Below are 24,801 nucleotides of genomic sequence, written 5' to 3'. Positions count from 1 at the left end.
CCCTCCGGAACCAATGCATTGCGTCGAGCTTGCCATGTGCTGCTATTGGCGCTGGCAAGTACCCAGCCGGCCTTGGCGGCAGTAAGCCCGGGCCAGGAGCGCCCAGGTGCGGCGGTCGCGGCCTCGCATCCGGCGCAATTGCGCCTGCGCGAACTCGACCAGCTTGCCAACCGCAATACGCGCGAGGCGCGCACCCTGCTGCTGCAGGAAGCGCCGCGTTTCGAGAACGGCGCCCCCTACCCGCTCCTGTTCAAGTACTTGCGCCTGCTGCGCCGCACCCATGTCGACGCGGGCCAGATGCCGGAGGCCTATGCGATCGACGAGCGCCTGGTCCAGCTTGCGACCAGCCAGAACGACACGGCCGACCTGGCGCTCGCGCGCCTGGGACAGGTCGCACGGCGCCTGAACGACAACGATCCGGCTGCCGCGATGGCCCTGCTGGAAATGCTCGTCAGCGAGTACAAGGGGCTCGGCAATGCGGAGTTCGACGCCAATTCCGAAATCGCCTACGGTTCGATCTACAACATGACCGGGCAGCACGACCGCGCCCTGGCCCACTACCTGCGCAGCCTCGAAATCGTGCAGCGCCATCCCTTGCTGTGGAGCCCGCGCGAATCGGACCTGCGCCTGGCCCTGGCGCGCCTGTACGTGAACGGCGGCGATCCGGCCAAGGCGCTCGACATCACCGCCAGCTACCGCGCGGCGCGCGCCGACCCTCGCAACGTCCCCGTGCCGCCGCGGGTCGAAGCGGCGATGCACTTCATGGATGGCCGCGCCTACGTCGGGCTGGGGCAGCTGGGCCAGGCCCACGCCGCCTTCGGGCGCGCGCTGGCGCTGGCGCGCGAGAACGACCTGCGCTGGCTGCAGGCGAGCGTGCACGGCAATATCGCCGACGCCTGGCTGAGGGAACACCGCTACGTCGAGGCCGAGCAGTCGGCACGCGCCGCCATCGCGATGGCCGAGCAGGTCAAGGATGGCGCCATCATCCAGGTTTCCTGGGCCAACCTCGGCTTCGCCCTGTTCGGGCAGGGCAAGGTGCAGGAAGGCGCCGCCCATATCGACCGCATCGCCGAAGACATGCGCAAGGCCGGCTCCATGGTGAGCTTGTCCAGCCTGCTCGACGAGAAAGCAGCTGCGCTGGAACAGGCCGGTCTGTATCGCCAGGCGCTGCAGACCGTGCGCGAGCGCGAGAAGATCCAGGAATCCCTCTCCACCGAACGGCGCGACAAGGCCTTCGCCGCGCTCAACGAACAGTTCAACGCCAAGCAGCGCGCGGCCCAGATCGAGCGCCTGCGCCACGAGAACGCCGCCAAGGACGCCGAGATCAGCAACCGCAAGCTGCGCTCCTGGCTGGCCACCGCCGGCGCGCTGCTGGCCCTGTCGCTGGCGGCGGTGGTGTTCGTGCTGTACCGGCGCTCGCGCGCAACCGGCCTGCGCCTGGCGCAGCTGAACGCCGAACTGGCGCACCGCTCGGCGCACGACCCGCTCACCGGCCTGTACAACCGGCGTTCGTTCGCGGACCGCATGCGCGAGCAGCCGCCGCCCGGCGGCGACTGCTTCACCCTGCTCGACATCGACCATTTCAAGCGCATCAACGACCAGCACGGCCACGCCGCCGGCGACGCGGTGCTGGTCGAGGTCGGGCGCCGCCTGAACGAGGCGGTGCGCGAGTCGGACATGGTGCTGCGCTGGGGCGGCGAGGAATTCCTGGTGTATTCGCCGGGCGTGGTCCCGGCCCAGCGTCCGCTGCTGGTGCAGCGCATCCTGAACGCGATCGCGGCGGCGCCGGTGGTGCTGGAAGACGGCAGCGCGGTGCAGGTCAGCGCCACCGCCGGCGCGGTGTCGCTGCCCGTGACCCCGGATGCGGGCCTGGGCTGGGAACAGGCGATCGCGCTGGCCGACCGCGCGCTCTACAAGGGCAAGGAATCGGGACGCAACCGCGGCGTCATCGTCGAGGACGTGGCGCCGGGCGGCGCCGACTGCGGCATGAAGCTGCAGGTGGTGCTGCCGGACATGTACTGGCAGGCGGCCGCGCCGTAATCCTATTCACCCACCGTCGCGCGCCTGCGCGCCAGCGCCACCACCGCCTCCAGCAGCGCCCGGGGACTGAGCGGCTTGGCCATGAAGCCGTCGAAGCCCGCCTCCCGCGCGCGCTGCTCGTCCTCGCGCCGCGAAAAGGCGGTCAGCGCGAGCGCCGGCACGCCGGCCAGCTGCGGGTCGGCCAGCGCACGCACGCGGCGGATCAGGTCGAAACCGTCCATCAGCGGCATGCCGATGTCGCTGACCACGAGGTCCGGCCGTTCGCGTTCGACGGCGCGCAGCGCATCCTCGCCGCATCCGGCGCACACGATGCGCACGCCGGTGGTCGACAGCACCTGCTGCACCAGCTCCAGCGAATCGCATTCGTCTTCCACCACCAGCACCGTCAGGCCGGCCAGCTCGCCTTGCAGCCCCGCGCAGCGCGGCGCCGCGGTCGGCGCGGCCGGCGCATCCGCGGCATCGGCGGCATCCGCGACGTGCAGCGGCAGGTGCAGCGTGAAAGTGGCGCCGCGCCCGATGCCGGGGCTGGCCACGGTGATGCGGCCGCCCTGCAGCTGCACCAGCTGGCGCGCGATCGCCAGCCCCAGACCGAGGCCGCCGTGGCGCCGCGCGGAGGAGGAATCGGCCTGGCGGAAGCGGTCGAACACGAAGGGCAGGAAATCCGGGTCGATGCCGACGCCGCTGTCGGCGACGTCGATCGCGACCTCGCCGCCGTCGAGGCGCACCGTCACGACGACGCTCCCTCCGCTTCCGGTGAACTTGACCGCGTTCGACACCAGGTTGGTCATCACCTGCTGCATCCGCGCCGGGTCGCCCAGCACCGGGCCGGCGCCTTCGCCGTTGGTCACGGCGGCCGACAGCGCGACGCCCTTGGCCAGCGCGGCCGGGCGCGCCGTCTCGAGCGCGGCATCGACGAAGTCGAGCGGCATCACGGCGCGCAGCTCGACCCGCACCTTGCCGGCGATCAAGCGGCTCATGTCCAGCATGTCCTCGATCAGCTGGGACTGAGCGCGCGCGTTGCGCTCGATGGTCTCGAGCCCGCGGCGCAGCATGGCCTCGTCGCGCGCGCCCTGCAGCAGCAACTGCGACCAGCCCAGCATGGCATTCAGTGGCGTGCGCAGCTCGTGCGACAGCGTGGCCAGGAACTCATCCTTCAGCTGGCTGATGTTCTCGGCCTCGAGCCGCGCCTTCTGTTCGCGCAGGTACAGTACCTGGCGTTCGGCGGCGGTTTCCAGCGAGGCGGCCAGCGTGCGGTTGCGGTGCTCCAGGCGGGTGTCGAAGATGGCTGACAGCAGCGCGATCGAGAGCACCGCGCAGGTCGCGACCGCCACCAGGATCGCCAGGTGGTCCTGGTTGACGCCGTCGTTCGCCGCGCGGCAGATGCTGCCGGCCTCGAAGTGGGCCGCGGCCATGCCGGTGTAGTGCATGCCGGCGATGGCCCCGCCCATCACCACCGCCGCGCCCAGCTGCAGCAGGCGCGGGTGCAGCAGGTTCTCGTTCAGGCGAAACAGGATCCACAGCGCCCCGGCCGAGGCGCCAATCGCGATCGCCACCGAGGCCAGGAACAGCCAGGGATCGTAGGCGATGCCCGGGTCCATGCGCATGCCGGCCATGCCGGTATAGTGCATGGCGTCGATGCCCAGGCCCATCAGCAGCGCGCCCCAGGCCAGGTGGCGCCCGCCGATCTCGCGGTGGCGTACCTGCCACAACGCCAGGCCGGACACCACCACCGGCAGCAGCCAGGAGACGAAGGTGATGGCGGGATCGTAGCCGAGCGGGATCGGCAGGCGCAGGGCCAGCATGCCGATGAAGTGCATGGCCCAGATGCCGCTGCCCATGGCGAAGGCGCCGCCGGCCATCCAGGCATGCGGGGCCAGTCCCTGCGACGCCTTGACCCGCATCGCTAGGCTCAGCGCCGTGTAGGACCCGAACATCGCGACCAGGATCGAGAGCAGCACCAGCGTGGGTTCGTAGTAGCCGGTCAGCATGGCAGTCGAAACATGTCTGCATCCTTCCTCATGGGGCGCACCGGTGTCGCGGCGCGCGGGCACGCCGAGTGTACACGAGGCGCCGGCGCCAGGTGCGTCCGCCTATATTACCTCACGGCAATTCTGTTCGGAAGGTTCAATGTGCGTCGCCGTGCGCCGCCACGCGGTCGCGCCCGCCGCGCTTGGCGGCGTACAGCGCCCGGTCGGCGGCCTCGATCAGCGCCGCCGGTTCGGCCGGCAGGCCAGGCGCGGCACCGTCGAAAGCCGCCACCCCGATGCTCAATGTGACGTGCGGGCGCAGCGCGCCGGGTGCGTGCGGCAAATTCAATCCGGCGATGTGCAGGCGGATCGCGTTGGCGACGGCGCGCGCCTGCTCGAGCGTGGTGTCGGGCAGGATCGCCGCGAACTCTTCGCCGCCATAGCGCGCCGCGACGTCGCCGGGACGCTTGAGCATGCCCGCCAGCGCTTGCGCGACCCGGGTCAGGCAGGCATCGCCTTCCTGGTGGCCGAAGTGGTCGTTGTAGGCCTTGAAGGAATCGATGTCCATCAGGAGCAGCGCCAGCGCGCTGCCGTGACGCAGGGCGCGGCGCAGCTCGCGGTCGAGCGCGACATCGAAGTGGCGGCGGTTGGCGATGCCGGTCAGGCCGTCCACCTAGGAGCGGGCACGCAGCGATTCGGCATGGTCGAGCAGGCGCCGTTCGCGGTCCAGGGTGCCGCTGACGTCGCGGATCTCGATCAGGCAGAAGCGCTCACCGCCTTCGGCGAAGGGCGTCACCGTGACCGCCTGGTCGAGCCGGGCGCCGTCGAAGCTGCCGGCTTCGCGCAGCGGGAACGGCGACGGCTCCTGCGATGCCGGGATGGTGGCGCCGACCTGCTGGGTCAGCGCCGCCAGCACCGCCGCCTCGACCCGCGAGCCGCGCAGTTCGGGGAAGACGTCGGTGAGCGGGCGTCCCTGCACCCGCGCCGCGGCATAGCCGGCGCGCGGCACCATCCAGGCACTCCACAGCACGATCTCCTGGGCGGCGTCGAGCACCACCAGCCCGCAGTTGGCGAGGTTGACGGCGCGCGCCAGCACGGCGCCGCCCCGATCGAGCTTGGTATGCATTGGACCGACTATTAATGTCAAAAGGAAACTATTCGATGATACCCGAGTTCACGCCGGGCGGTGCTGCTGCGTTCCTGTCGACTGCTTCCAAAGAAGGTTTGTCGAAAAGAGGCCCACTGTGATTTTTCGTGAGCCTTGCCGCCTACCTTTCCGATTACGATCAAGGCCTTGGTGCGATAAATGAGGCGAGCAGCCGACCGCAAACCAATCACGCAACGTTCGAACGAAGGGAAGTACAACATGGCGGGCAAGATGATGGATGGAGAACTGGGCATGGATCTGGCGCCGGAAACCGCGGCGCAGAACGCCGGCTGGCCGGCCGCGCCGCACGAACTGCGCCGCCTGCGCATCCGCAAGCGCGAGAGCCAGGAAAAGTTCTGGAGCCGCTTCGGCGTCACCCAGTCCAGCGGCAGCCGCTTCGAGACCGGTGTCATGATCCCGCCGCCGGTCGCCATCCTGCTGCGCCTGTACGTCAACGGCACACTCAAGGACGACGATCTGCACGGCTGAGCCTGCGTCGCCCCCGGTCCCGCCGCGCGCGGGTTTGTCGCTTCCATTTTTCGGAACAAGTCGTTCGGGAATTGACGCTTTTCCCGAAGGAGCCGGATGCTTTATTCTTTCCCATCGTAAAATACGGCACACTTGCCGTCGCTTGCGAACAACGAATAAGGTATCCGAACCATGAAGCGTCTCCTCCTCCTTCCGGCGACCGGCGTCGCCGCTGGCGCCATCGCGGCGCCGCTCTCCGCGTCCGCCTCCGCTTCCGCCCCCGTGCGCAGCTAGACCGGGACCGCTCCAGGATGCGCGCTTCCTCCTACGTCTTGCCGGTGGCCTTCGCCATCGCCCTCGCGCTGCTGCTGCAGCACTTCGTTTCCTCGCTGGCCTGGGCCGGCCTGCTGGCCGTGATCACCTGGCCGCTGCACCTGCGCCTGCAGGCGCGCGGCCTGCCGCGCATGGCCAGCGCCAGCGTGATGCTGCTGCTCCTCGTGATCGGTTTCTTCGGTCCCTCGCTGCTCTTGGTGAAAGCCCTCGGCAACGAGCTGGTCGGCCTGCGCCACCTGCTGGCGCGCCTGAACGAGGTCGGCATCGCGCCGCCCGGCTGGCTGGCCGCGCTGCCGGTGGTGGCGGAACGGGTGCTGGAATGGTGGAAGGAACACCTGGCGGTGCCGGGCGGCCTGAACGCCCTGATCCAGTCGACCCTGGGCGACGTGATGCCCCAGCTGACCGGTGCGGCGCGCCTGTGGGGTTCGGCGATCCTGGCCAATGCTCTGTACCTGTTCCTGACCTTGCTCACCCTGTTCGTGCTCTACCTGCACGGCCCGACGGTGGTGCGCTATGTCGACGGCGCCGGCGCGCGCCTGCTGCCGGCCCACTACGGCAAGCTGCGCGCCATCCTGCCGCTGTCGGTGCGCGGCACGGCGCTCGGCCTGTGCTCGATCGCGGTGCTGGAAGGGATCGTGCTGGGCGTGGCCTACGCGATCGCGGGCGCGCCGGCGCCGGCCCTGCTGGGCGTGATCACCGGCTACCTGGCCCTGATCCCGGGCGGCGCGCCGCTGTCGTTCACCATGGTGTCGCTGCTGCTGCTCGGCCAGGGCAACGCGGGCGCGGCGCTGGGCCTGTTCACCTGGGGCGCGGTGGAACTGTTCATGGTCGACAAGTTCATCCGTCCGAAGCTGATCGGACACCGGGTCAACCTGCCCTTCCTGGCGGTGCTGTTCGGCCTGCTGGGCGGCGTGTCGACCATGGGCGTGATCGGGCTGTTCGTGGGGCCGTTCATGATGGCGGTGCTGTTCGGCTGGCTGCGCGAGGGGCAGGCCGCCAAATGATTCCCCAAGGCCGCGCCCGGTGCGCGGCCCTCGACGCGAGAAGTAAAAAAGCCCGCAAACATCGCTGTTTGCGGGCTTTTCCGTATTCTGGTGGGAAGTGCAAGTTTCGAACTTGCGACCCCTGCAGTGTGAATGCAGTGCTCTACCCCTGAGCTAACCTCCCGATGCGCTTATTATGCACTAACCGTTGAGATATATCAATATCATCCGCCGGATATATCCCCTGCCACCTTAGTGATCGTTTTCCGCCTTCGGCGGCTGCGCCAGCACCCACATGAAGTACAGGGCCTTGGCCGCCTTTGCCCGGCTCACCAAGGCAGCCGGTTCCAGCACGTTGCCGTTGACCATGCGGCCGCGCGCAATGCCGGCTTCGGACCGGATCAGGCCCAGCGCGTAGGCTTCCTTCAGCTTGGCGGCGTAGGGCGCCGACACCGCGCCTGTGTCGGCCAGGCGCTCCCACGCCACCAGCGGATAGTACATCGCGCCCTGCGCGCCGCTGTCGAGGTTGGGGTCGTAGCCCGGCGCGCCCGGCACCATCGTCTTGCCGTTGTAGTCGGTCATGTACTTCGGCTTCGTGCTGAACTTGGCCTGGTAGGCGTCGAGCAGCATGGCGCCCATGACTTCGCGCGTCAGCGGGGCGTCGGGCCGGCCGTCGGGCGCGTGCGCGTGCGCGGGCAGGCGCATCACGGTCTTCAAGGCGGCCGCGAACTCGCGCGTGCGCATGGCCTGCCGCGGATGGACCATGCCTTGCGCGTCCTTGCGCAGGGCGCCGAGCTGGATCAGCTTTTCGAACTGGTCGCGGTAGTAGGCGCCCTCGCCGCCCGTGATGTCGCGCGCGATCTCGGGGTGGATCGCCGACCAGTCGCCCGCAGTGATCGCGGACTGCACTTCGGGCTTGAACTGGGCGGCGATGGTCGATGCCACCTTGTCGCCTTCGACCGCGAGGCGCGCGATCTCGGTGGCGACCATGCGCGCATACTGCTTCGACATCGATTCGCGGAAGTGGGTGCCGTCGATCTTGTTGGCCGGGTGGCCGTTGGCGTAGCTGCCGTCGTTGGTCTTGCCCGGCGTCTCGCCGGCCTCGATCGCCATCACCATCGGCGTGATCGTCTCGGCCCCGCTGCGGTTGTAATAGTCGACGCTGAGCGCATTCAGGTCGAGCACAGGCACGCCGTGTGCGGCGCCGAGCTTTTTCATCAGGTCCGGGAAGCGCCGCTTGCTGAACGAGTTCACGTAGGTCTCGCCCGGCTTGGCATCGCCCTTCACGCGCGACATCGGCGTGACGAACACCGGGACCATGCCGCGCGCGCGGATCGCCGGCAGGTAGACATCGACGATCAAGCGCTCGTACATGGCCTCGGTCGCGCCGCGTCCGAAGCGGCGCGTCTCGTCCAGGCTTTCGTCGTTGTGGCCGAACTGGATCATCACCACGTCGCCAACGCGGCCCGTCATCAGGAGGTCGTTCAGGCGTCCCTCCGCGTACGCATTGCGGAAGGAGCGGCCGCCCATCGCGTAGTTCAGCACGCGCACCTTGCGCGGGTCGAACAGCTTGTCGAAGACCTGGCCCCAGCCGCTCATCGGCGCTTCATCGAAGGTGTACGATTTGACGGTCGAATCGCCCAGGGTGAAGATGGTCGGCAGCTCGTTCCCGGCGCGCGCCTGCGCGGCGATCGGCTCGAGCACGATCTCCTCGATGCCCACCGGCGTATTCGGCCGTTTCGGCTCGATCTCGATGTCGATGAAGCCGCGCCCGTTCACGTAGCGATAGCTCCACTGCCTGCCCTGCGTGGACACGCTGGTGCGGTTCGGCAGCAGGCTGGCGGCGTCCCAGAAGGTGCCCGGGCCCAGGCGGCTGGCCTGCATGCCGGTGACCGAGACGATGGTGTCGTCCAGGCTTGAGGTCGTCCGCACGCGGATCGCGTAGGCGCCCGGCGCGGCCTTGATGCGGAAGGCCATGCCGTAGTGGTTGTAGTGGTCCTTCTCGAAGCCCTTCTCGGCCTCGAACACCGGCTCGCTGATGACGAAGCCCCGGCCGTCGCTGCGGATCTCCTTCACGTGCACCGGGCGCGCCGGCAAGGCGCCGGTGCGCTCGACGAAGCCGAAGCCGGCCGCCTCGTCGTAGAGCGGCGCGCCGCCACGGTCATTCCACTTGACCTGGACCGCGCCGGGCGCCGGCCGGGCCGTGAAATCGAAGCGCAGGGTGTCGGCGCATGCCAGGGAAGGCAGGCAGAGAGAAGCGGCCATCAAGGCGCCGCGTACGAAAGCGATATGCATGGGCAGTCCGGTTCGAAGATTAGTCGTCGGCGACGGCGCCGGGCACGGGCGCCCTGGGGCCGGCGGGCATGGCGCCGACGCGCTGGATGCGCAGGGCCATGTAGGGCTTGCCCGGCAGCGCGACGCTGCGCTTGTCCTGGTCGGCGACGCGGTAGCGCGTCAGTTCGCCGATCGAGAAAGTGCCGGCGACCGGCGTGATGGTCATGTTCCAGGTGTCGATGACGTCGACCTTGAACTGCATGCCGCTACGCAGTTCGCCCACCGGCAGCTCGAAGCGCCATTCGCTGGGGCGCTCGTCGCCGAAGTACATCAGGTAGTATTCGCCGGCCTTGCCGGCCGTGTTCATCACGAACAGCTGGTCGATGGGTTTGAGGCCCTCCTTCGGGCCGGCTTCGACGATGGTGCGCAGGAAGGCGATGCGCTCGGGGCTGGCGCCGGCCAGGTAGCCGCCGCCGCCGATCCAGCCGTTGTCGAGGATCTCGCCGTGGGTCGCATAGGCGCCGCCGGTCAGCGCGATCCAGAAGCGGCGCGTCAATTCTTCGCCGCTCAGCTCGCCCCAGCGGCTGGCCGAGTTGCCCTCGTAGTTGATCTCGTCGTGCACGATGGGCTTGCGGTAGATGTCGCGCAGCAGCGGCGACACGCCGAACACCTTCACCGCGTTGTAGTACTGCAGGCTGACGTGGGTGACCCAGGGCTTGTTGTAGTCGTAGATGCGGTCGGCATTGTGGATCGAGCGCAGGTGGCCGTAGGGGTCGTGTTTCTGCACGATCTGGAAGTAGCGGTCGAAGTCCTCGTCGCCCAGGTGCTTGATGTAGCTGTTCTCGTTCGCCATGCTCCACCAGATGTTCTGGTATGCCGCGAAGCGCGCCACCATGTAGCGCACGAAGCGCTGGTTGACGGCGTCGCTGGTGGTGTCGAAGCCCCACTGGCCCTTGTCGTAGGGGCGGAACAGGATCAGGTCGACCTGGATGCCGAGGTCAGACAGGCGCTGCACGTCGCGTTCGAGGTTGCGGAAGTAGACCGGGTTGAAGCGCGAGAAGTCGAAGTCGGCGCGCGAGCTGCCGACGAAGGGAAAGTCGGTGAGCCTGGTGGCGCCGCTCAGGTAATACGGCTTGTAGGGCGGGACGGCCAGCATGCGCGCCTTGTTGAAGGCGGTCTTGCGCAGCGTCTCGAGCGTCTGCCGCTTCTTCGCTTCAGGCTGGAAGGCCCACTCGTAGATCGTGGTGCCGAAGGGGCGAAACGGCGTGCCGTCGGCGTGTGCGAAGTGGTGCACGTTGGCGACCCGCACCGGGCCCTTGTTCTTGCCTTCCACGGCGACAAAAGCACCCTTCTTGCCGTCGAGGTCCGGATGGTTGCTGCGCGTGACCCAGCGCCACTGGCCGGCGCTGGGCGGCATGAAGCGGATGCGGTAGGTGCCGTCGCCGTCATAGAAGCCCTCGGGCGCATAGCTTTCACTGCCCTGCGTGAAGGTGGCGCCAAGTTCGAGATCGATGAAGGGATTGCCGGCGTCGGCGCCCTTCAGGACCACCTCGTACACGCCCCATTTCTCGACGCGCTCCTGGGCGTGGGCGATGGCAAGACTCGACAACAGCAGCAAGGCAGCGAACAACCGTTTCATAGCGTTCCGATCGTGGGGAGACAGGCCGGCGCACCACGGAACGAATGCATGTCTCTCCAGTGGTACGATGACCGATCGGGGGACCATAGCAGAGCTCCCCTCCGAACACAAGTGGCTGGACCACTTTCGTGGATGATGAAATTTCGTAAGCGCCCATCCCCTTACGCGCCCGCAGCTTGGCCGCCTTCGCCGCCGCGGCGTCGTCTGGTGCACGGCGCTGCCGGACTCCAGGCCCTTGCGCTGGGGCCAGCTGCGCGTCGGCAGCCGCGTGGTGTCGCACGACTTTCACATGGGAGCGCAGTGGCCGCCGGACCAGATCGTCCAGGTCCGAGACAAGACGCTGTACGCGTAACCGATTACGCAGGACTTGGAGGAAGCGCTTGGGGCGACTGGCGCAGGCAGGACTTGATCGACGCCAGCTGGGTCAGCGCGATCTCGCGCCCGCGCTTGGACGCCTGCATCGCCATGTGCCAGTGCCCGAGCGCGCGCAGCAGCTGCTCCTCGTCCTGCGCGCCCTCGACCTGGCGCACCACTTCGGCTGCCAGCAGCCCCAGGCAGACCTCGGCCGAGCCGATCATCATGGCTTTTGCCTGCGCCATGGTCTGCAGGTCGATGGCGGGAGCGGCGGGCACGGCGGGCGCCGCCGGGCCGGTGGGCGCAATGAGCTCCAGCGCCGCGAGTTCATCGAGAATCGGCAGCAGGGCGGGCGCGGCCATCGCCTGCATCAGGGCGCCGCAGGTCTTGCGGCCATCGACCATGATCAGCACGGTGCGCTGGCGTGCACTCAAGCCGGCGCCACGGCCGATGACCTCGGCGCGGCCCTTGTCAGTCTTGGCGAAGATGCGTTCCGCTACCATGTTTGAAACGTGAACGGGAGAATCGTTTGATTCTACGGAGCAAGTATGACGGGAATATGAAAAAAGGCGCTGCCCGCATACGCAGGCAGCGCCTTTCTCTGAATCCTGGTGGGAAGTGCAAGTTTCGAACTTGCGACCCCTGCAGTGTGAATGCAGTGCTCTACCCCTGAGCTAACCTCCCGAAGCGAGGCGTATTATGCCACAGACCCTCACCCCTGTGAAGAGTAACTGCGCCAGATACACTGCCCTTTCACATTCTTGTCGAGTCCAGCCAGCACGTCGTCGTGTGCGGCGAGCTCGTCGCCGCTGGCAGCGACCACGATGATCTCCCCCAGCGGGCCGGCATCGACCAGTTCGCCGACGCTGGTCGTCTCGACCGCGACGTCCATGCTCAGGCTGTTCTGGCCGCGCGTCATCGCGAGGTAGACGTCGGCCAGCAGCTCCGAGTCCAGCAGCGCGCCGTGCAGCTTGCGGTGGGCGTTCGAGATTTCGTAGCGGTCGCACAGCGCGTCCAGCGAGTTGCGCTTGCCCGGGTGCAGCTCCTTGGCTTGCACCAGGGTGTCGATCACGCCGCTGCAGTGCTCGGTGAAGGGCGGCAGGCCGAGGCGCTGGAACTCGTGGTTCAGGAAGCCCAGGTCGAAGGGCGCGTTGTGGATGATGATCTCGGCGCCCTGCACGAAGGCGCGCAGCTCCTCGGCGATCTCGTGGAACTTCGGCTTGTCGCTCAGGAATTCGGTGGTCAGGCCGTGGACCGCCAGCGCCGCCTCGTCCGAATCGCGCTCGGGATTGATGTAGCGGTGGAAGTTATTCCCGGTCAGCTTGCGATTGAAGATCTCGACGCAGCCGACTTCGATGATGCGGTCGCCCGTGCGGGGATTCAGGCCGGTGGTTTCGGTATCGAGGACAATCTGGCGCATGGGAATACGAATGAGTTAGAGCGGCCCGCAGTATAACAAACTGCGGGACCGAAAAACGCCTTAGCGGCGCACCGAGGCCGCGCCGCGGTTGGCCAGCACGTCGGCCCGCTCGTTGCCTGGATGGCCGTTGTGGCCGCGCACCCAGCGCCATTCGACCGCATGCTGCTGCTGGGCCAGGTCGAGCGCCTTCCACAGGTCGTCGTTCTTGACGGGTTCCCTGGTCGAGGTCTTCCAGCCGCGCGCCTTCCAGCCGTGGATCCATTCCGAGATCCCCTTCTGCACGTACTGGCTGTCGGTGTGCAGCACCACCTGGCAGGGACGGTTCAGCACGCCCAGGGCCTCGATCACCGCGCGCAATTCCATGCGGTTGTTGGTGGTGTTCGGCTCGCCGCCGAAGATTTCCTTCTCGTGGCCGTTCGAGACGAGGAGCGCGCCCCAGCCGCCCGCGCCCGGATTGCCCTTGCAGGCGCCGTCGGTGAAGATTTCGACCGTGGTCGCGCTGTTTGCCTTGGTATTGGTTTCGCTCATTCTCTGTTCGCCGCCGGCACCGCCTGCGGACGCTTGCTCGTTTTCTTGTTCCATGCAGGTCCGATGATGTGCATGCCCTTGACCCGCTTGATGGCGTGGACCACGTACACGGCGCCCAGGTAGGGCCACCAGCGCCGGCCGGCCGACTCCATCATCGAGAACCGGCTCAGCCAGTGGGCTGTCCGGCACGGCGGCGCGTAACAGCCGAAGTGGCTGCGCGTGACGCCGAGATTCAGCAATTTTAACCAGTCCTTCAGCCGCGGCATAGAGATGAACTCGCCGGAGGCCGGCAGGTAGCCGTTATTCGTGACCTTGCCTACGCCCTGGCGCATGCCCCACAGGCTGGCCGGATTGAAGCCGCAGATGATCACCTGCCCTTCCGGAATCAGCACCCGTTCGACTTCGCGCAAGACCTGGTGCGGCTCCTGGGCGAACTCGAGCACGTGCGGCAGCACGATCAGGTCCATGCTGTGCGAGGCGAAGGGCAGCTCCTCGAAATCGAGGGCGACCGCGATCTGCTTGCCGCCGGCGGCGAAGGCGAGTTCGTTCGACGTCGAGGTACGGGTGGCGGCCTGCCATTTGTTGGGCATGCGGTTGGCGGCGAGCGCGTCGAGTTGCGGCACGCCGATCTGCAGCGCATTGAAGCCGAAGATGTCGGCCGTCAATTCGTCCAGGCAGGCTTGCTCGAAGGCGCGCACGTAGGCGCCCGCCGGCGATTGCAGCCAGAGGTCGAGCGCTATAATGGATTTTTCGGATGCCGCGTCCATTCCATCCCTTGGTTTCACAACTCCATGACGACTTCTCAGCGCCAGACTCTTTCCGTTCTCACCGTTCCCGCATTCAACGACAACTACCTGTGGGTCATTCACGATGGGGTGAACGCCGCCGTCGTCGATCCGGGCGATGCCGGGCCGGTCCGTGATGCGCTGCGTGCGCATGGACTGACACTAAGCTGCATTTTACTCACCCATCATCATGCTGACCATATCGGGGGCGTCGCCGCCCTGCTTTCCGAGTGGGCGGTGCCGGTCTACGGACCGCGCAACGACGGCATCCGCTTCGTCACGCATGCGCTGGATGAAGGCGCCCGGGTGCGGGTCGATGGGCTCGACCTGGAGCTCGAGGTGCTCGAGGTGCCCGGACATACTTTAGGGCACATTGCCTACGTGCGCGTGACACCGGGCGAACACTGGCTGTTCTGCGGCGATACCCTGTTCGCGGGCGGCTGCGGCCGGCTCTTCGAAGGCACGCCGCAGCAGATGGCGGATTCGCTGGGTAAATTGGCGGCGCTGCAGGACGATACGCTGGTGTATTGCGCGCACGAATATACGGTGTCGAACCTGACCTTCGCGCAGGCGGTGGAGCCGGACAACCAGGGGCTGGCGCTGCGGATGCGCGACGCCACGCAGCGGCGCGGGACGCGGCTGCCGACGGTGCCGTCGACCATCGGGCTGGAACGGGGGACGAATCCCTTCCTGCGGTATACGGAGCCGGGGATCGTCAAGAGCCTGGTCGATGCCGGGCGCCTTCAGGAAGGGGCGGCGCCGGTCGAGGCGTTCGCGGCGCTGCGCGAGTGGAAGAATGTGTTCTGACCGGCTTCGTGATGGATTCGTAGGGTGGTCGGCTCTGCCGACCGCGCGTCCAACCAGCGTGGGAGTGGACGATGTGCGTCAATTCACCGTGTAGTTGAACGCGCGGACGGCGAAGCCGTCCACGCTACAAAAAAGGGGCCGCATATATAGGCCCGGAGGATCAAATCTCCTCGTACAAAGGAAGCGTGAGGAACTCCGCAAACGTATCCGACGTCGACATCTGTTCGAAGATCTCCGCCGCCCGCGCATAGCTAGGGTTGTCCCCGTTCGCCACCACGCCCTTCACCTTGGCCAGCTCTTCCGGAATCATCGCGCGCACCATGTCGGCAGTCACCTTGCGGCCGTCTTCCAGCACGCCCTTCGGCGTACGGATCCACTGCCACACCTGCGAGCGGCTGATCTCGGCGGTCGCGGCGTCTTCCATCAGGTTGTGGATCGGCACGCAGCCATTGCCCGCCAGCCAGGCGCCGAGGTAGTGGATGCCGACGTTGATGTTGTAGCGCAGGCCCTCTTCCGTGATCGGCGTCTCCGGCTTGAAGTCGAGCAGTTCGCCGGCGGACACGTTCACGTCAGGCCGCTGCTTGCCGATCTGGTTCGGCCGGTCGCCCAGCACCTTCACGAATTCCGTCATCGCCAGGTCCACCAGGCCCGGATGGGCGACCCAGCCGCCGTCGTAGCCGTCGGTGGCGTCGCGCGCCTTGTCGTTGCGCACGCCGCCCATCGCGACCTCGTTCCTGGCCGGGTCGTTCTTGATCGGGATCAGGGCCGACATGCCGCCGATCGCCGGCGCATTGCGCTTGTGGCAGGTCTTGAGCAGCAACAGCGCATAGGCTCGCATGAAGGGCGCCGTCATGGTCACCCTGGCGCGGTCGGCCAGGCAGAACTCCTTATCCAGCTTGAACTTCTTGATGCACGAGAAGATGTAGTCCCAGCGGCCGGCGTTCAGGCCGGCGCTGTGTTCGCGCAGCTCGTACAGGATTTCGTCCATCTCGAAAGCCGCCAGGATGGTCTCGATCAGCACGGTCGCCTTGATGGTGCCGCGCGGCAGGCCGAGCGCTTCCTGGGTCATCACGAAGATGTCGTTCCACAGGCGCGCTTCCAGGTGCGATTCCATTTTCGGCAGGTAGAAATACGGCCCGGCGCCGCGCGCCAGCTGTTCCTTGGCGTTATGGACCATGAACAGCGCGAAGTCGAAGATGCCGCCCGAGACGCGCTTGCCGTCCACCAGCACGTGCTTCTCGTCGAGATGCCAGCCGCGCGGGCGCACGACCAGGGTCGCGACCTTGTCGTTCAATTGGTAGGTCTTGCCGTTCTGTTCGAGCGAGATCGTGCGGCGCACGGCGTCGCGCATATTGATCTGGCCGGTGATCTGGTTGTCCCAATTCGGCGTGTTCGAATCCTCGAAGTCGGTCATGTAGCTGTCCGCGCCCGAGTTCAGGGCGTTGATGACCATCTTGCGCTCGACCGGGCCGGTGATCTCGACGCGGCGGCATTCCAGCGCCTTCGGGATCGGCGCGATGGTCCAGTCGCCGTCGCGGATGTGGGCGGTCTCGCGCAGGAAGTCGGGACGTTCACCCGCATCGAGACGGCGTGCACGCTCGGCGCGGGCGGCGAGCAATTCCTGGCGACGCGGCTCGAAGGCGCGCGACAGCTTCGCAACCAGGTCGAGGGCCTCGGGGCTCAAGATGGCTTCGTATCCGGGCTTGATCTCGGCGGAAATCTCCAGGCCGGCTGGGGTGGCGATCGTCATCGTGCTGTGCTCCTGTAAGTAAGAAACCTGTCGCGACGCCGGCGGCAATGCGCCGCCTTGGCGTTTGTCATAGCATCAAGTATATTCACTGGAAGATAGCTAAACGATACATTTTCTCACTACATCTGTGCGTTTTTGTATCAAATGGAGGCCGCATGGACAAGTTCCGGCAAATCGAAACCTTTGTGGAAGTGGTGGCGCGCGGCAGCCTGTCGGCGGCGGCGCGCGCCGAGGGCATCGCGCCGGCCATGATCGGCCGCCGCCTCGACGCCCTCGAAGCGCGCCTCGGCGTCAAGCTGCTGCAGCGCACGACGCGTCGCCTGGCGCTCACCGACGAGGGCGCGGCCTTTCTCGAGGATTGCCAACGCATCCTGGCCGAGCTCGAGGAAGCCGAATCCGCGGCCAGCGAACGCAGCGCCCGCGCCAGCGGCCACCTGCTGGTGTCGGCGCCGGCCGGCTTCGGGCGCCAGCACGTCGCGCCGCTGCTGCCCTCGTTTCTCGCCGAGCACCGCGAGCTGACCGTCAACCTGAACCTCACCGACCGCCTGGTCGACGTGGTCGGCGAAGGGGTGGACGTGGCGATCCGCATCGCCAGCCTGAACGATTCGAGCCTGGTCGGCGCCAAACTGGCCGACAACCACCGCGTGGTGGTCGGCACGCCGGCCTACCTGAAACGGCACGGCACGCCGCGCAGCCTGGCCGACCTGGCGCGCCACAATTGCCTGGCGATCAGCAGCGAAGGCAGCCAGCGCGGCTGGACCTTCCTCGACAAGGGCAGGCCGGTCACGCTGAAGGTGGCGGGGAATATGGAGTGCAACGACGGCGCCGTGCTGCATGCCTGGGCGCTGGCCGGCAAGGGTTTGGCCTGGCGCTCGATGTGGGAAGTGGGCGCCCAGATCGCTTCCGGCGAACTGTGCACGGTGCTGGACGCGTACGCGGCGCCGGGCAACGATATTCACGCTGTATTCGCACAACGCCGCCACCTGCCCTTGCGCATCCGCAGCTTCGTCGATTTCCTGCGCCGCAGTTATGCCCAGCCGGATTACTGGCGTTCCTTCGAAGCCGGACAAGCACGCGGCGACGTCGCGTCAAATTTCCAAAGAGAATGAACTCATGAAGACCACGCGGCTCGCATAATGCCGAGTCCGCTTGCACCGACGGGCAAGCAGCCGGGAAATTCCGGACAAAAAAATCCCCGGAAATTCCGGGGATTTTTCGCTATCGCTGGAGAGCGATTACAGCGGCTGGATGTTCGCGGCCTGCTTGCCCTTCGGGCCGGTGGTCACGTCGAACGAAACGCGCTGGTTCTCTTGCAGCGATTTGAAGCCGGTGCTCTGGATTGCCGAGAAGTGAGCGAACAGATCTTCGCCGCCTTCGTCAGGGGTGATGAAGCCGAAACCCTTGGAGTCATTGAACCATTTAACGATGCCAGTTGCCATTACAATTTCCTATTTCAGTTAAGTGGGCTTACGCCCGTTTAAGATCGTTTGAAGAAGCAAGAAAGGAATGACAGACAGACTGCACTACTACCTACAACCCAACGATCCCACATTATACCGAATAAAAACGGATAAACGTCCAGTTCGCAAAATAAAAAAACTGGCCGTCGCAACAATTTCGTCAAAAATTCCTTGATTCAACTATTCCGACGCCATTTTTGAATCGGCAGTAGAGAAAATATAGGGCATGGAGAGGCTGGAAATTTGCGCGGCATCAAACTATGCAGCGTTGCTTCCTTGCGCAAGCACAAAAGCCCCTAGGCAATTTCAGCCTAGGGCGCGCGGATCGCGCCGGCCGGCCTCGACGAATTCGCCGAGCTCGCCCAGCCAGATCGACCAGTCGGCGTGGGCCACCGCATCGAACGTCATCAACACGCGCAGGCGCTGCTCGAGCGCGCGCGCATGCTGGCCCAGGCCGCGATAGCCGAAGGTGACGGCGGAGCCGGCCACCGTGTGCAGCATCGCCTGCAGCTCGGCCGCGGCCGCGTTCGGCGCGGCCGGATCGAGTTCGCCGCCGAGCTGGCCCAGGCGCGCAAGGGTGGACGGCAGGCCGCTGGCGAAGCTGTCGTTCGCCGAGGCCAGGCGCGAGAAGAACTGCTGGTCTGCCGCGTGCTGCATCCGATCGTCCATGCCGTCCTCCGCGGCTTACTTGGTGCCGAAGATGCGGTCGCCCGCATCGCCCAGGCCCGGGATGATGTAGGCGTCTTCGTTCAGGTGCGAGTCGAGCGAGGCGACGTAGACCTTGACGTCCGGGTGCGCCTTCTGGAACACCTCGACGCCTTCGGGCGCGGCCACCAGGGCCAGGAACAGGATCTGCTCGCTCGGCACGCCGCGCTTCTTGAGCACGTCGACGGCGTGCACCGCCGAATTGCCGGTCGCGACCATCGGATCGCACAGGATGAAGGTGCGCTCGTTGGTGTCCGGCAGGCGCACCAGGTACTCGACCGGCTCGTGGGTGTCGGGGTCGCGGAACACGCCGATGTGGCCCACGCGCGCCGACGGGACCAGCTCCAGCAGGCCGTCGCTCATGCCGATGCCGGCGCGCAGGATCGGGACGATGGCCAGCTTCTTGCCGGCGATGACGGGCGCGTCGATGGTCACCAGCGGCGTCTTGACGACGCGGGTGGTCAGCGGCAGGTCGCGCGTGATCTCGTAGCCCATCAGCAGCGTGATCTCGCGCAGCAGCTCGCGGAAGGTGCGGGTCGAGGTGTCGTGCTCGCGCATGTGCGACAGCTTGTGCTGGATCAGCGGGTGGTTCAGGATGAAGAGGTTGGGAAAACGCGGATCTTGTTTCATGGTGGTGTTCGAATCTTGAGAGTGTTGCAAGTGACCGGCATTATCCCAGCCGCGGCCCGTTTTGTCCCGCTCTTTCGGGCCCTGGGCTCGCTGCACGGCTCACTGGGCGGCTTACTGCCCAGCCCGCAGCGCGCGCCCCAGGATCGCCGCGCAGTCGGCCGACGCCGGCAGCCGGCCGAAGGCGCCGCCCGGTTCCTGCGCGATGCGTGAGGCAACGAAAGCATCCGCTACATAGCCCGGCGCATGGCGCAGCAGCAGCGACGCCTGCACCGCCAGCACCAGGCGCTCGGCCAGCACCCGCGCCGCGCCCTCCTCCCGCGCCAGCTGCGGCAGCGCGTCCAGCAGCGCTCCGGCCCAGGCGCCGAAGCGGGCGTCGAGCGCCATCGCCGGCGCCAGTTCCGCTTCGAACGCGGCGCGCGCCTCCGGCGGCGACTTGCCGAGCGCGCGCAGCACGTCCAGGCACATCACGTTGCCGGACCCTTCCCAGATCGAATTGACGGGGAATTCGCGGTACAGCCGCCCCAGCGGCCCGTCCTCGACGTAGCCGTTGCCGCCCATGACTTCCATCGCCTCGGCGCCGAACGCCGGCCCGCGCTTGCAGATCCAGTACTTGCCGGCCGGGGTCAGGATGCGGCCCAGCAGCGCCTGCGCCGGATCGCGCGTCTCGTCGAAGCAGCGCGCCAGCCGCAGGGCGAAGGCGGTGGCGGCCTCGGATTCGAGCGCCAGGTCGGCCAGCACGTTCTGCATCAGGGGCTGCTCCACCAGCTTCCGGCCGAAGGCGCTGCGGCCGCGCGCGTGGTGCAGCGCGTGGCACAGGGCGGCGCGCATGATGCCGGCGCTGCCCAGCACGCAGTCGAGGCGCGTGTATCCGCCCATCTCGAGGATGGTCGGGATGCCGCGCCCCGGGCTGCCGACCGGCCACCCGACCGCGTCCTGGAATTCGACCTCGGACGAGGCATTCGAACGGTTGCCGACCTTGTCCTTCAGGCGCTGCACGCGGATCGCGTTGCGGCTGCCGTCCGGCAGGAAACGCGGCACGAAGAAGCACGACAGGCCGGCGCCGCCGCCATCGCCACCGCCACCGCCATCGTCGAGCTGGGCCAGGATCAGGTGAGCGTCGGCCTGCGGCACCGAGAAGAACCACTTGTGGCCGACGATGTGGTGGGCGCCCTCGCCCGCATCCCCGAAGCGCTCGCGCGCCTCGCCCGTCGGCAGCGGGACGGCGCGGGTGGTGTTGGCGCGCACGTCGCTGCCGCCCTGCTTTTCCGTCATGCCCATGCCGACCAGGGCGCCGCGCTTCTCGCTCACCGGCAGCGAGCGCGGGTCGTACTGGTTCGACAGGATCTTCGGCAGCCAGGCCGCCAGGCGCGGCTCGCGGCGCAGCGCCGGCACCGAGGCATAGGTCATCGTCACCGGGCACTGGCTGCCGTTTTCCAGCTGGCCGAACAGCAGGTACATGGCGGCGCGCGCCACCTGGGCGCCGGGCCGCGCATCCTGCCAGGGCGCCGAGTGGGCGCCGGCCTCGATCAGCAGCGTCATCAGGGCGTGCCAGGACGGGTGGAACTCGACTTCGTCGATGCGGCGGCCGGCGCGGTCGTAGGCGTGCAGGCGCGGGCCGTTGGCGTTGGCCTGGCGCGCCAGGTCGAGCGTATCGGCACGCCCGAGCGTCGCGCCGAGCGCCGCCAGGCCGTCGCGCGCCCAGCCGGCCCCTTCGCGTGCGAGGGCTTCGCCCAAGGCCGGGTCGCAAGTGAACAGGTTGACGTCCTCGAAGGGCGTGGCCTGGTTCGACACCGTATGGGTGGTAAAACGGTTTTCGATTCTATCCATTTGTTTTCCACTCCTTCGGGCGAGCGCGGCGCAGCTTGCAAACCATGTTGCAAACAGGCATCATTCGACATATCGATTATTTGCCTTACGGCAATAATCAGCGACAATGGCGCTTCACCGTTTGCTTGTCCAGGCGACAACAACGCTAACCCATCGGGGGCATCAACGCAAGCGTCTGCGTCAGCGCAAAGCCGGGCGAAACGGACACCGGCTTTGTGATTTTTAATGCCTTTCAGAATCTTTCAATGTTACAGTCGCCGTTGGTTTGGTAGACTTGCATGGTTTACGCACGGTATGCAGGGCGAATGCGCGCATGCCAGCAACAAGAAGGCAGACAACCGAGAATGCACACCAGTTCCATCGCCGCCATCCAACCCGAACCCCGCAAGCCGGCGCTGTCCCTGCTCGACAGCGTGCTGGAAGCGGCCGGCGACGCCGTACTGCGCGTCACGCTCGGCGGGCAGGTGCGCGCCGCCAGCCGCCGCGCCCAGCTGCTGAGCGGCGTCGAACTGGACGGCCGCTCGCTGGTGTCGATGGTCCACGACGTCGACCAACCGGCCCTGCGCGCCGCCCTCGCTACCGCGGGCGGCGCCCAAGCGGGCGGCGAGCCGGTGCTGGTCGAAGCGCGCTTTCGCAGCGGCGAGCGCGACGTCTGGTTCGAGCTGCGCCTGGGCCTGGTCGCCAGCGGCGACGATGCCCCGATCCTGGTGGTCGGGCGCGACATGTCGGCCCAGCATGCGACCGAGGCGCGGCTGCGCCACATGGCGACCCACGACGCCCTCACCGAATTGCCGAACCGGGTGCTGCTGTCCGACCGCATCCGCATGGTGATCGCCAACGCGCGCCGCTCGGGCCAGGGCTTCGCGGTGGCCACCATCGGCCTGGACGGCTTCAAGAAGGTCAACGACGGCCTCGGCCACGCGATCGGCGACGCCGTGCTGCGCCTGGCCGCCGGGCGCCTGCGCAAGACCCTGCGCGACAGCGACACCCTGGCGCGCGTCGGCGGCGACGAGTTCGTGGCGGTGCTGCCGGGTTCCGCCAACGAGGCCCAGATCAAGCTGGTCACCGGGCGCCTGATGGCGGCGCTGCAGTCGCCGTTCGAGATCGACGGGCACACCATCTACCTGGCCGGCTCGATCGGGGTGGCGACCTACCCCGAACACGCCGAGGACGAGGTGCGCCTGGTGACGCTGGCCGACACCGCCATGTCGCGCGCCAAGGAAACCGGCAAGGCCCGCACCGTCACCTACAGCCCGCGCGACGCCGGCCCGCCCGAGCACGACATCTCGCTGGAAGCGGCGATGTTCAACGCCGTGCGCGAAGGCGAATTCCAGCTCTACTACCAGCCGATCGTCGACGCGCGCGGGCGCACCATCGAGGGCTTCGAGACCCTGATGCGCTGGAAGCACCCGACCCTCGGCATGGTGGCACCAAGCCGCTTCATCCCGATCGCCGAGACCAACGGCCTGATCAACCTGCTCGGCGCCTGGGCCCTGAAGGCCGCCTGCATGCAGATCCGCCAGTTCGAGGAAGTCGCCGGACGCGAACTCTACATCTCGGTCAACATCAGCCCGCGCCAGTTCAGGAGCGACAAGTTCCTCACCGTGCTCGACGACGCCCTCGCCATGTCCGGCACCCAGGGCCGCAACCTGGTGCTCGAGATCACCGAGGGCACCCTGATGGTCGATCCGCTGCATGCCGAGAACGTCCTGGCCCGCATGGCCGAGCGCGGTGCGCGCATCGCGATCGACGACTTCGGCACCGGCTATTCGAGCCTGGCCTACCTGAAGCGCTTCCCGATCTCGGTGCTGAAGGTCGACCGCGCTTTCGTGAAGGACCTGCCGGGCGCCGCCAAGGACGCGGCGATCTGCAACGCCGTGATCGACATCGCGCGCCACCTCGACCTGTCGGTGGTGGCCGAAGGCGTCGAGACCGAAGCCCAGCTGGCCTTCCTCGACGGCCTCGGCTGCCAGTATGTGCAGGGCTACCTGACCGGCAAGCCGATGCCGGCCCACGTGGCGATGACGGCGCTGAAAGAAGACTTGTATACCGAACTGCTGCCAGCCGACTTCCGGGCGGTGAAACCATGACGATTCCTATCACCGCCCCGCGCTCGCGCCTGGCCGACGCCACCCTCGCCCTGCTGTGGGAACGCACCCGCCGCCAGGGCGACATGCCCGGCTTCACCAAGGCCATCAACGCCATCCTCGCCTCGATGCGCGGCGAGGACGAGCGCGAGTTCTCGATGACCCAGACGGTGCTGTCCGACCCGGTCCTGACCCAGAAGGTGCTGCGCCTGGCCAACAGCGGCATGTACTCGGCCTTCGGCCAGCGCATCAACACGGTGTCGAAAGCCGTGCTGGTGCTGGGCACCGAGGCGATCGGCCACCTGGCGCTGGGCCTGAAGCTGATCGAGGAACTGGCCCGCTCCACGCCCGACACCGAGGCCGCCCACGTCGAGATGGAAAAGGCGGTGCTGGCCGGGATGGTGGCGCAGCAGATCGCCGCCGGCAGCGTGCCGCGCGACGCCGAGGAAGCCGTGGTGTGCTCGATCCTGCATTCGCTGGGCCGCATGATGGTCACTTTCTACATGCCGGAGCGCTGGGCCCGGCTGCGCGCGGCCGCCGGCGCCGGGCGCGAGGAAAGCGCCGCCGCCGGCCTGCTCGGCCTCACCCTGGAAGAGATCGGCCGCGCCACCGCCGAACACTGGGGCCTGCCGCGCAACCTGGTGTCCAGCATGCGCCGGGTCGAGCCGGGCGAACGCTTCGAGGGCTTCGGCCACGACGACTGGCTGGCCGCGCTGGGCACCCTGTCGACCGACGCCGCCGACGCGCTCTGGCACGACGACGAGGCCGGCGCCGCGCGCGTGGCGCAGCTGGCCGATCACTTCGCGCCGATGCTGGGCGTGGAGCCCGGCAGCCTGCTGGGCGCGATCGACAAGGCGCGCGAGACCGCGTCCTCGGACCTGACCATCGCGCCGCTCGCCAAGCCGCTCGAGAAACGCGCGCGCCTGGCCGCCGCCACCCGCAAGCGCATGGCCGGCAACAAGGTCTTGATGAGCGGCGTGGCCGACATGCGCGACGCCGGCGCCAGCGCCACCCCGGGACAGATGATGTCGATGGCGCTGGAAACCATCCACAAGGGCCTGTCCTTCACCCGCTCCTTCGCTTTCCTGCGCAACCGCAAGGAAGGCAAGTACACGGCGCGCCTCGGGCTGGGCGAGGACAGCAAGGCCATGCTGCCGCGGCTCGTGTTCGACGACGTCTACGAACCCAACGTGTTCCATGCGGCCCTCGGGAGCGACCGCGTGATCTTCATCGAAAACGCGCGCGACGCCAAGTTCGCCGCCAAGCTGCCGGCCTGGTGGAAGGACGCCCTCGGCGAGGCGCGCTGCTTCGTCGTGATTCCGCTGTGCGCGCATGGGCAACCGGCCGGGTTCATTTACGGGGAGTGGGACGACAGCTTCCCGTCGGTGGTGCTGAGCCAGACGGAGTTTTCGCTGCTGAACGATTTGCGGGGGCTGGTGGTGAGGACGGTGGAGCGGAGGCATCAGACGGAGGCCGTGGCGTCGCGGGTCTGAATGCCGGCGCTGCGGCTCCACCATTCCATTGTTAGCTGAAAGACCGTCGCTCCGGCGAAGGCCGGAGCCCAATTTCGCTCCGCAGTTGCCGACGCATCCGCGAA

General features: G+C 67.3%; 21 protein-coding genes and 2 tRNA genes. 7 read left to right on the top strand and 16 right to left on the bottom strand.

Features of this window, described 5'->3' with window-relative positions:
- Nucleotides 1-72 precede the first annotated feature (72 nt).
- Nucleotides 73-2,040 (top strand): tetratricopeptide repeat-containing diguanylate cyclase, encoded by a 1,968-nt coding sequence (locus LQ564_RS09830; protein WP_231057916.1) that lies wholly within the window; start codon nt 73-75, stop codon nt 2,038-2,040.
- A gap of 2 nt (nt 2,041-2,042) precedes the next feature.
- Here LQ564_RS09830 and LQ564_RS09825 read toward each other — a convergent pair whose 3' ends face one another.
- The 3 genes from LQ564_RS09825 to LQ564_RS25960 form a co-directional block, all read right to left on the bottom strand.
- The gene (locus LQ564_RS09825; protein ID WP_231057915.1) at nt 2,043-4,028 is read right to left on the bottom strand and encodes an MHYT domain-containing protein; all 1,986 of its coding nucleotides are present in this window, start codon (nt 4,026-4,028) and stop codon (nt 2,043-2,045) included.
- 136 nt (nt 4,029-4,164) lie between these two features.
- Entirely contained in the window at nt 4,165-4,680 is a 516-nt protein-coding gene (locus LQ564_RS25965) for a diguanylate cyclase (protein ID WP_371873453.1), read from the bottom strand.
- A complete protein-coding gene (locus tag LQ564_RS25960) occupies nt 4,681-5,133 on the bottom strand; it encodes a PAS domain-containing protein (RefSeq protein ID WP_307729948.1) in 453 nt (150 codons plus the stop codon). It abuts the gene before it with no gap.
- 180 nt (nt 5,134-5,313) lie between these two features.
- Here LQ564_RS25960 and LQ564_RS09815 point away from each other — a divergent pair, with 180 nt between their 5' ends.
- Together LQ564_RS09815 and LQ564_RS09810 are read left to right on the top strand one after the other, a co-directional pair.
- Complete coding sequence (locus tag LQ564_RS09815; protein WP_371873452.1) at nt 5,314-5,643, top strand: helix-turn-helix domain-containing protein; 330 nt, start codon at nt 5,314-5,316, stop codon at nt 5,641-5,643.
- 290 nt (nt 5,644-5,933) lie between these two features.
- Nucleotides 5,934-6,959, top strand: coding sequence for an AI-2E family transporter (locus LQ564_RS09810; protein ID WP_231057914.1), 1,026 nt, complete (start codon nt 5,934-5,936; stop codon nt 6,957-6,959).
- Nucleotides 6,960-7,047: 88 nt separating this feature from the next.
- Here LQ564_RS09810 and LQ564_RS09805 read toward each other — a convergent pair.
- The 8 genes from LQ564_RS09805 to LQ564_RS09770 all read right to left on the bottom strand — a co-directional run bounded on the left by LQ564_RS09805 (nt 7,048) and on the right by LQ564_RS09770 (nt 13,920).
- Nucleotides 7,048-7,122 (bottom strand) — tRNA-Val (locus LQ564_RS09805).
- A gap of 68 nt (nt 7,123-7,190) precedes the next feature.
- Nucleotides 7,191-9,233 (bottom strand): GDSL-type esterase/lipase family protein, encoded by a 2,043-nt coding sequence (locus tag LQ564_RS09800; RefSeq protein WP_231057913.1) that lies wholly within the window; start codon nt 9,231-9,233, stop codon nt 7,191-7,193.
- 19 nt (nt 9,234-9,252) lie between these two features.
- Complete coding sequence (locus tag LQ564_RS09795) at nt 9,253-10,851, bottom strand: DUF5605 domain-containing protein (protein WP_231057912.1); 1,599 nt, start codon at nt 10,849-10,851, stop codon at nt 9,253-9,255.
- Between the two features lie 356 nt (nt 10,852-11,207).
- Nucleotides 11,208-11,708 carry a hypothetical protein gene (locus LQ564_RS09790; protein ID WP_231057911.1) on the bottom strand — a complete coding sequence of 167 codons (501 nt, stop codon included), beginning with the start codon at nt 11,706-11,708 and terminating at the stop codon, nt 11,208-11,210.
- Between the two features lie 106 nt (nt 11,709-11,814).
- A tRNA-Val gene (locus LQ564_RS09785) sits at nt 11,815-11,889 on the bottom strand.
- Between the two features lie 28 nt (nt 11,890-11,917).
- The gene (gene dnaQ, locus LQ564_RS09780; protein ID WP_231057910.1) at nt 11,918-12,625 is read right to left on the bottom strand and encodes a DNA polymerase III subunit epsilon; all 708 of its coding nucleotides are present in this window, start codon (nt 12,623-12,625) and stop codon (nt 11,918-11,920) included.
- 60 nt (nt 12,626-12,685) lie between these two features.
- Nucleotides 12,686-13,153, bottom strand: coding sequence for a ribonuclease HI (gene rnhA, locus LQ564_RS09775; protein ID WP_231057909.1), 468 nt, complete (start codon nt 13,151-13,153; stop codon nt 12,686-12,688).
- Nucleotides 13,150-13,920: a class I SAM-dependent methyltransferase gene (locus LQ564_RS09770; protein ID WP_231057908.1), complete on the bottom strand. Its 771-nt coding sequence runs from the start codon at nt 13,918-13,920 to the stop codon at nt 13,150-13,152. The genes rnhA and LQ564_RS09770 overlap by 4 nt, the downstream gene beginning before the upstream one ends.
- Before the next feature lie 24 nt (nt 13,921-13,944).
- Here LQ564_RS09770 and gloB point away from each other — a divergent pair, with 24 nt between their 5' ends.
- Nucleotides 13,945-14,745 (top strand): hydroxyacylglutathione hydrolase, encoded by an 801-nt coding sequence (gloB, locus tag LQ564_RS09765; protein ID WP_231057907.1) that lies wholly within the window; start codon nt 13,945-13,947, stop codon nt 14,743-14,745.
- Nucleotides 14,746-14,905: 160 nt separating this feature from the next.
- Here gloB and aceB read toward each other — a convergent pair whose 3' ends face one another.
- Complete coding sequence (aceB, locus tag LQ564_RS09760; protein WP_231057906.1) at nt 14,906-16,495, bottom strand: malate synthase A; 1,590 nt, start codon at nt 16,493-16,495, stop codon at nt 14,906-14,908.
- Between the two features lie 155 nt (nt 16,496-16,650).
- On the opposite strand from aceB, the gene LQ564_RS09755 reads away from it, so the two are divergent.
- A complete protein-coding gene (locus LQ564_RS09755) occupies nt 16,651-17,604 on the top strand; it encodes a LysR family transcriptional regulator (protein ID WP_231057905.1) in 954 nt (317 codons plus the stop codon).
- A 126-nt stretch (nt 17,605-17,730) separates the two neighbouring features.
- Here LQ564_RS09755 and LQ564_RS09750 read toward each other — a convergent pair whose 3' ends face one another.
- From LQ564_RS09750 to LQ564_RS09735, 4 genes are all read right to left on the bottom strand, one after another.
- A complete protein-coding gene (locus LQ564_RS09750; RefSeq protein ID WP_036215636.1) occupies nt 17,731-17,934 on the bottom strand; it encodes a cold-shock protein in 204 nt (67 codons plus the stop codon).
- A 327-nt stretch (nt 17,935-18,261) separates the two neighbouring features.
- Complete coding sequence (locus tag LQ564_RS09745) at nt 18,262-18,624, bottom strand: Hpt domain-containing protein (RefSeq protein ID WP_231057904.1); 363 nt, start codon at nt 18,622-18,624, stop codon at nt 18,262-18,264.
- Nucleotides 18,625-18,639: 15 nt separating this feature from the next.
- Complete coding sequence (upp, locus tag LQ564_RS09740; protein ID WP_231057903.1) at nt 18,640-19,290, bottom strand: uracil phosphoribosyltransferase; 651 nt, start codon at nt 19,288-19,290, stop codon at nt 18,640-18,642.
- Nucleotides 19,291-19,401: 111 nt separating this feature from the next.
- Nucleotides 19,402-21,117, bottom strand: a complete 1,716-nt coding sequence (locus tag LQ564_RS09735) for an isovaleryl-CoA dehydrogenase (protein WP_231057902.1) — start codon at nt 21,115-21,117, stop codon at nt 19,402-19,404.
- Nucleotides 21,118-21,461: 344 nt separating this feature from the next.
- Between LQ564_RS09735 and LQ564_RS09730 the strand changes: the two genes are divergently transcribed.
- On the top strand, nt 21,462-23,207 hold the full coding sequence (locus tag LQ564_RS09730; RefSeq protein WP_231057901.1) for a putative bifunctional diguanylate cyclase/phosphodiesterase: 1,746 nt from the start codon (nt 21,462-21,464) through the stop codon (nt 23,205-23,207).
- Complete coding sequence (locus LQ564_RS09725) at nt 23,204-24,697, top strand: HDOD domain-containing protein (protein WP_231057900.1); 1,494 nt, start codon at nt 23,204-23,206, stop codon at nt 24,695-24,697. Before LQ564_RS09730 ends, LQ564_RS09725 begins: the two co-directional genes overlap by 4 nt.
- Nucleotides 24,698-24,801 lie beyond the last annotated feature (104 nt).

The organism is Massilia phyllostachyos, assembly GCF_021044825.1.
In the GTDB taxonomy this organism is placed as follows: domain Bacteria; phylum Pseudomonadota; class Gammaproteobacteria; order Burkholderiales; family Burkholderiaceae_D; genus Telluria; species Telluria phyllostachyos.
The sequence above is the reverse complement of the archived record's forward strand: the minus strand, read 5'-3'. Positions and strand labels throughout refer to the sequence as shown.

What these genes read in the sequence shown, in the direction of transcription:
- LQ564_RS09825 (WP_231057915.1), bottom strand. Translation starts at nt 4,028, where the DNA reads ATGCTGACCGGCTACTACGAACCCACGCTGGTGCTGCTCTCGATCCTG.
- LQ564_RS25960 (WP_307729948.1), bottom strand. Translation starts at nt 5,133, where the DNA reads ATGCATACCAAGCTCGATCGGGGCGGCGCCGTGCTGGCGCGCGCCGTC.
- LQ564_RS09815 (WP_371873452.1), top strand. Translation starts at nt 5,314, where the DNA reads ATGAGGCGAGCAGCCGACCGCAAACCAATCACGCAACGTTCGAACGAA.
- LQ564_RS09810 (WP_231057914.1), top strand. Translation starts at nt 5,934, where the DNA reads ATGCGCGCTTCCTCCTACGTCTTGCCGGTGGCCTTCGCCATCGCCCTC.
- LQ564_RS09800 (WP_231057913.1), bottom strand. Translation starts at nt 9,233, where the DNA reads ATGCATATCGCTTTCGTACGCGGCGCCTTGATGGCCGCTTCTCTCTGC.
- LQ564_RS09795 (WP_231057912.1), bottom strand. Translation starts at nt 10,851, where the DNA reads ATGAAACGGTTGTTCGCTGCCTTGCTGCTGTTGTCGAGTCTTGCCATC.
- LQ564_RS09790 (WP_231057911.1), bottom strand. Translation starts at nt 11,708, where the DNA reads ATGGTAGCGGAACGCATCTTCGCCAAGACTGACAAGGGCCGCGCCGAG.
- dnaQ (WP_231057910.1), bottom strand. Translation starts at nt 12,625, where the DNA reads ATGCGCCAGATTGTCCTCGATACCGAAACCACCGGCCTGAATCCCCGC.
- rnhA (WP_231057909.1), bottom strand. Translation starts at nt 13,153, where the DNA reads ATGAGCGAAACCAATACCAAGGCAAACAGCGCGACCACGGTCGAAATC.
- LQ564_RS09770 (WP_231057908.1), bottom strand. Translation starts at nt 13,920, where the DNA reads ATGGACGCGGCATCCGAAAAATCCATTATAGCGCTCGACCTCTGGCTG.
- gloB (WP_231057907.1), top strand. Translation starts at nt 13,945, where the DNA reads ATGACGACTTCTCAGCGCCAGACTCTTTCCGTTCTCACCGTTCCCGCA.
- aceB (WP_231057906.1), bottom strand. Translation starts at nt 16,495, where the DNA reads ATGACGATCGCCACCCCAGCCGGCCTGGAGATTTCCGCCGAGATCAAG.
- LQ564_RS09755 (WP_231057905.1), top strand. Translation starts at nt 16,651, where the DNA reads ATGGACAAGTTCCGGCAAATCGAAACCTTTGTGGAAGTGGTGGCGCGC.
- LQ564_RS09750 (WP_036215636.1), bottom strand. Translation starts at nt 17,934, where the DNA reads ATGGCAACTGGCATCGTTAAATGGTTCAATGACTCCAAGGGTTTCGGC.
- LQ564_RS09745 (WP_231057904.1), bottom strand. Translation starts at nt 18,624, where the DNA reads ATGGACGATCGGATGCAGCACGCGGCAGACCAGCAGTTCTTCTCGCGC.
- upp (WP_231057903.1), bottom strand. Translation starts at nt 19,290, where the DNA reads ATGAAACAAGATCCGCGTTTTCCCAACCTCTTCATCCTGAACCACCCG.
- LQ564_RS09735 (WP_231057902.1), bottom strand. Translation starts at nt 21,117, where the DNA reads ATGGATAGAATCGAAAACCGTTTTACCACCCATACGGTGTCGAACCAG.
- LQ564_RS09730 (WP_231057901.1), top strand. Translation starts at nt 21,462, where the DNA reads ATGCACACCAGTTCCATCGCCGCCATCCAACCCGAACCCCGCAAGCCG.
- LQ564_RS09725 (WP_231057900.1), top strand. Translation starts at nt 23,204, where the DNA reads ATGACGATTCCTATCACCGCCCCGCGCTCGCGCCTGGCCGACGCCACC.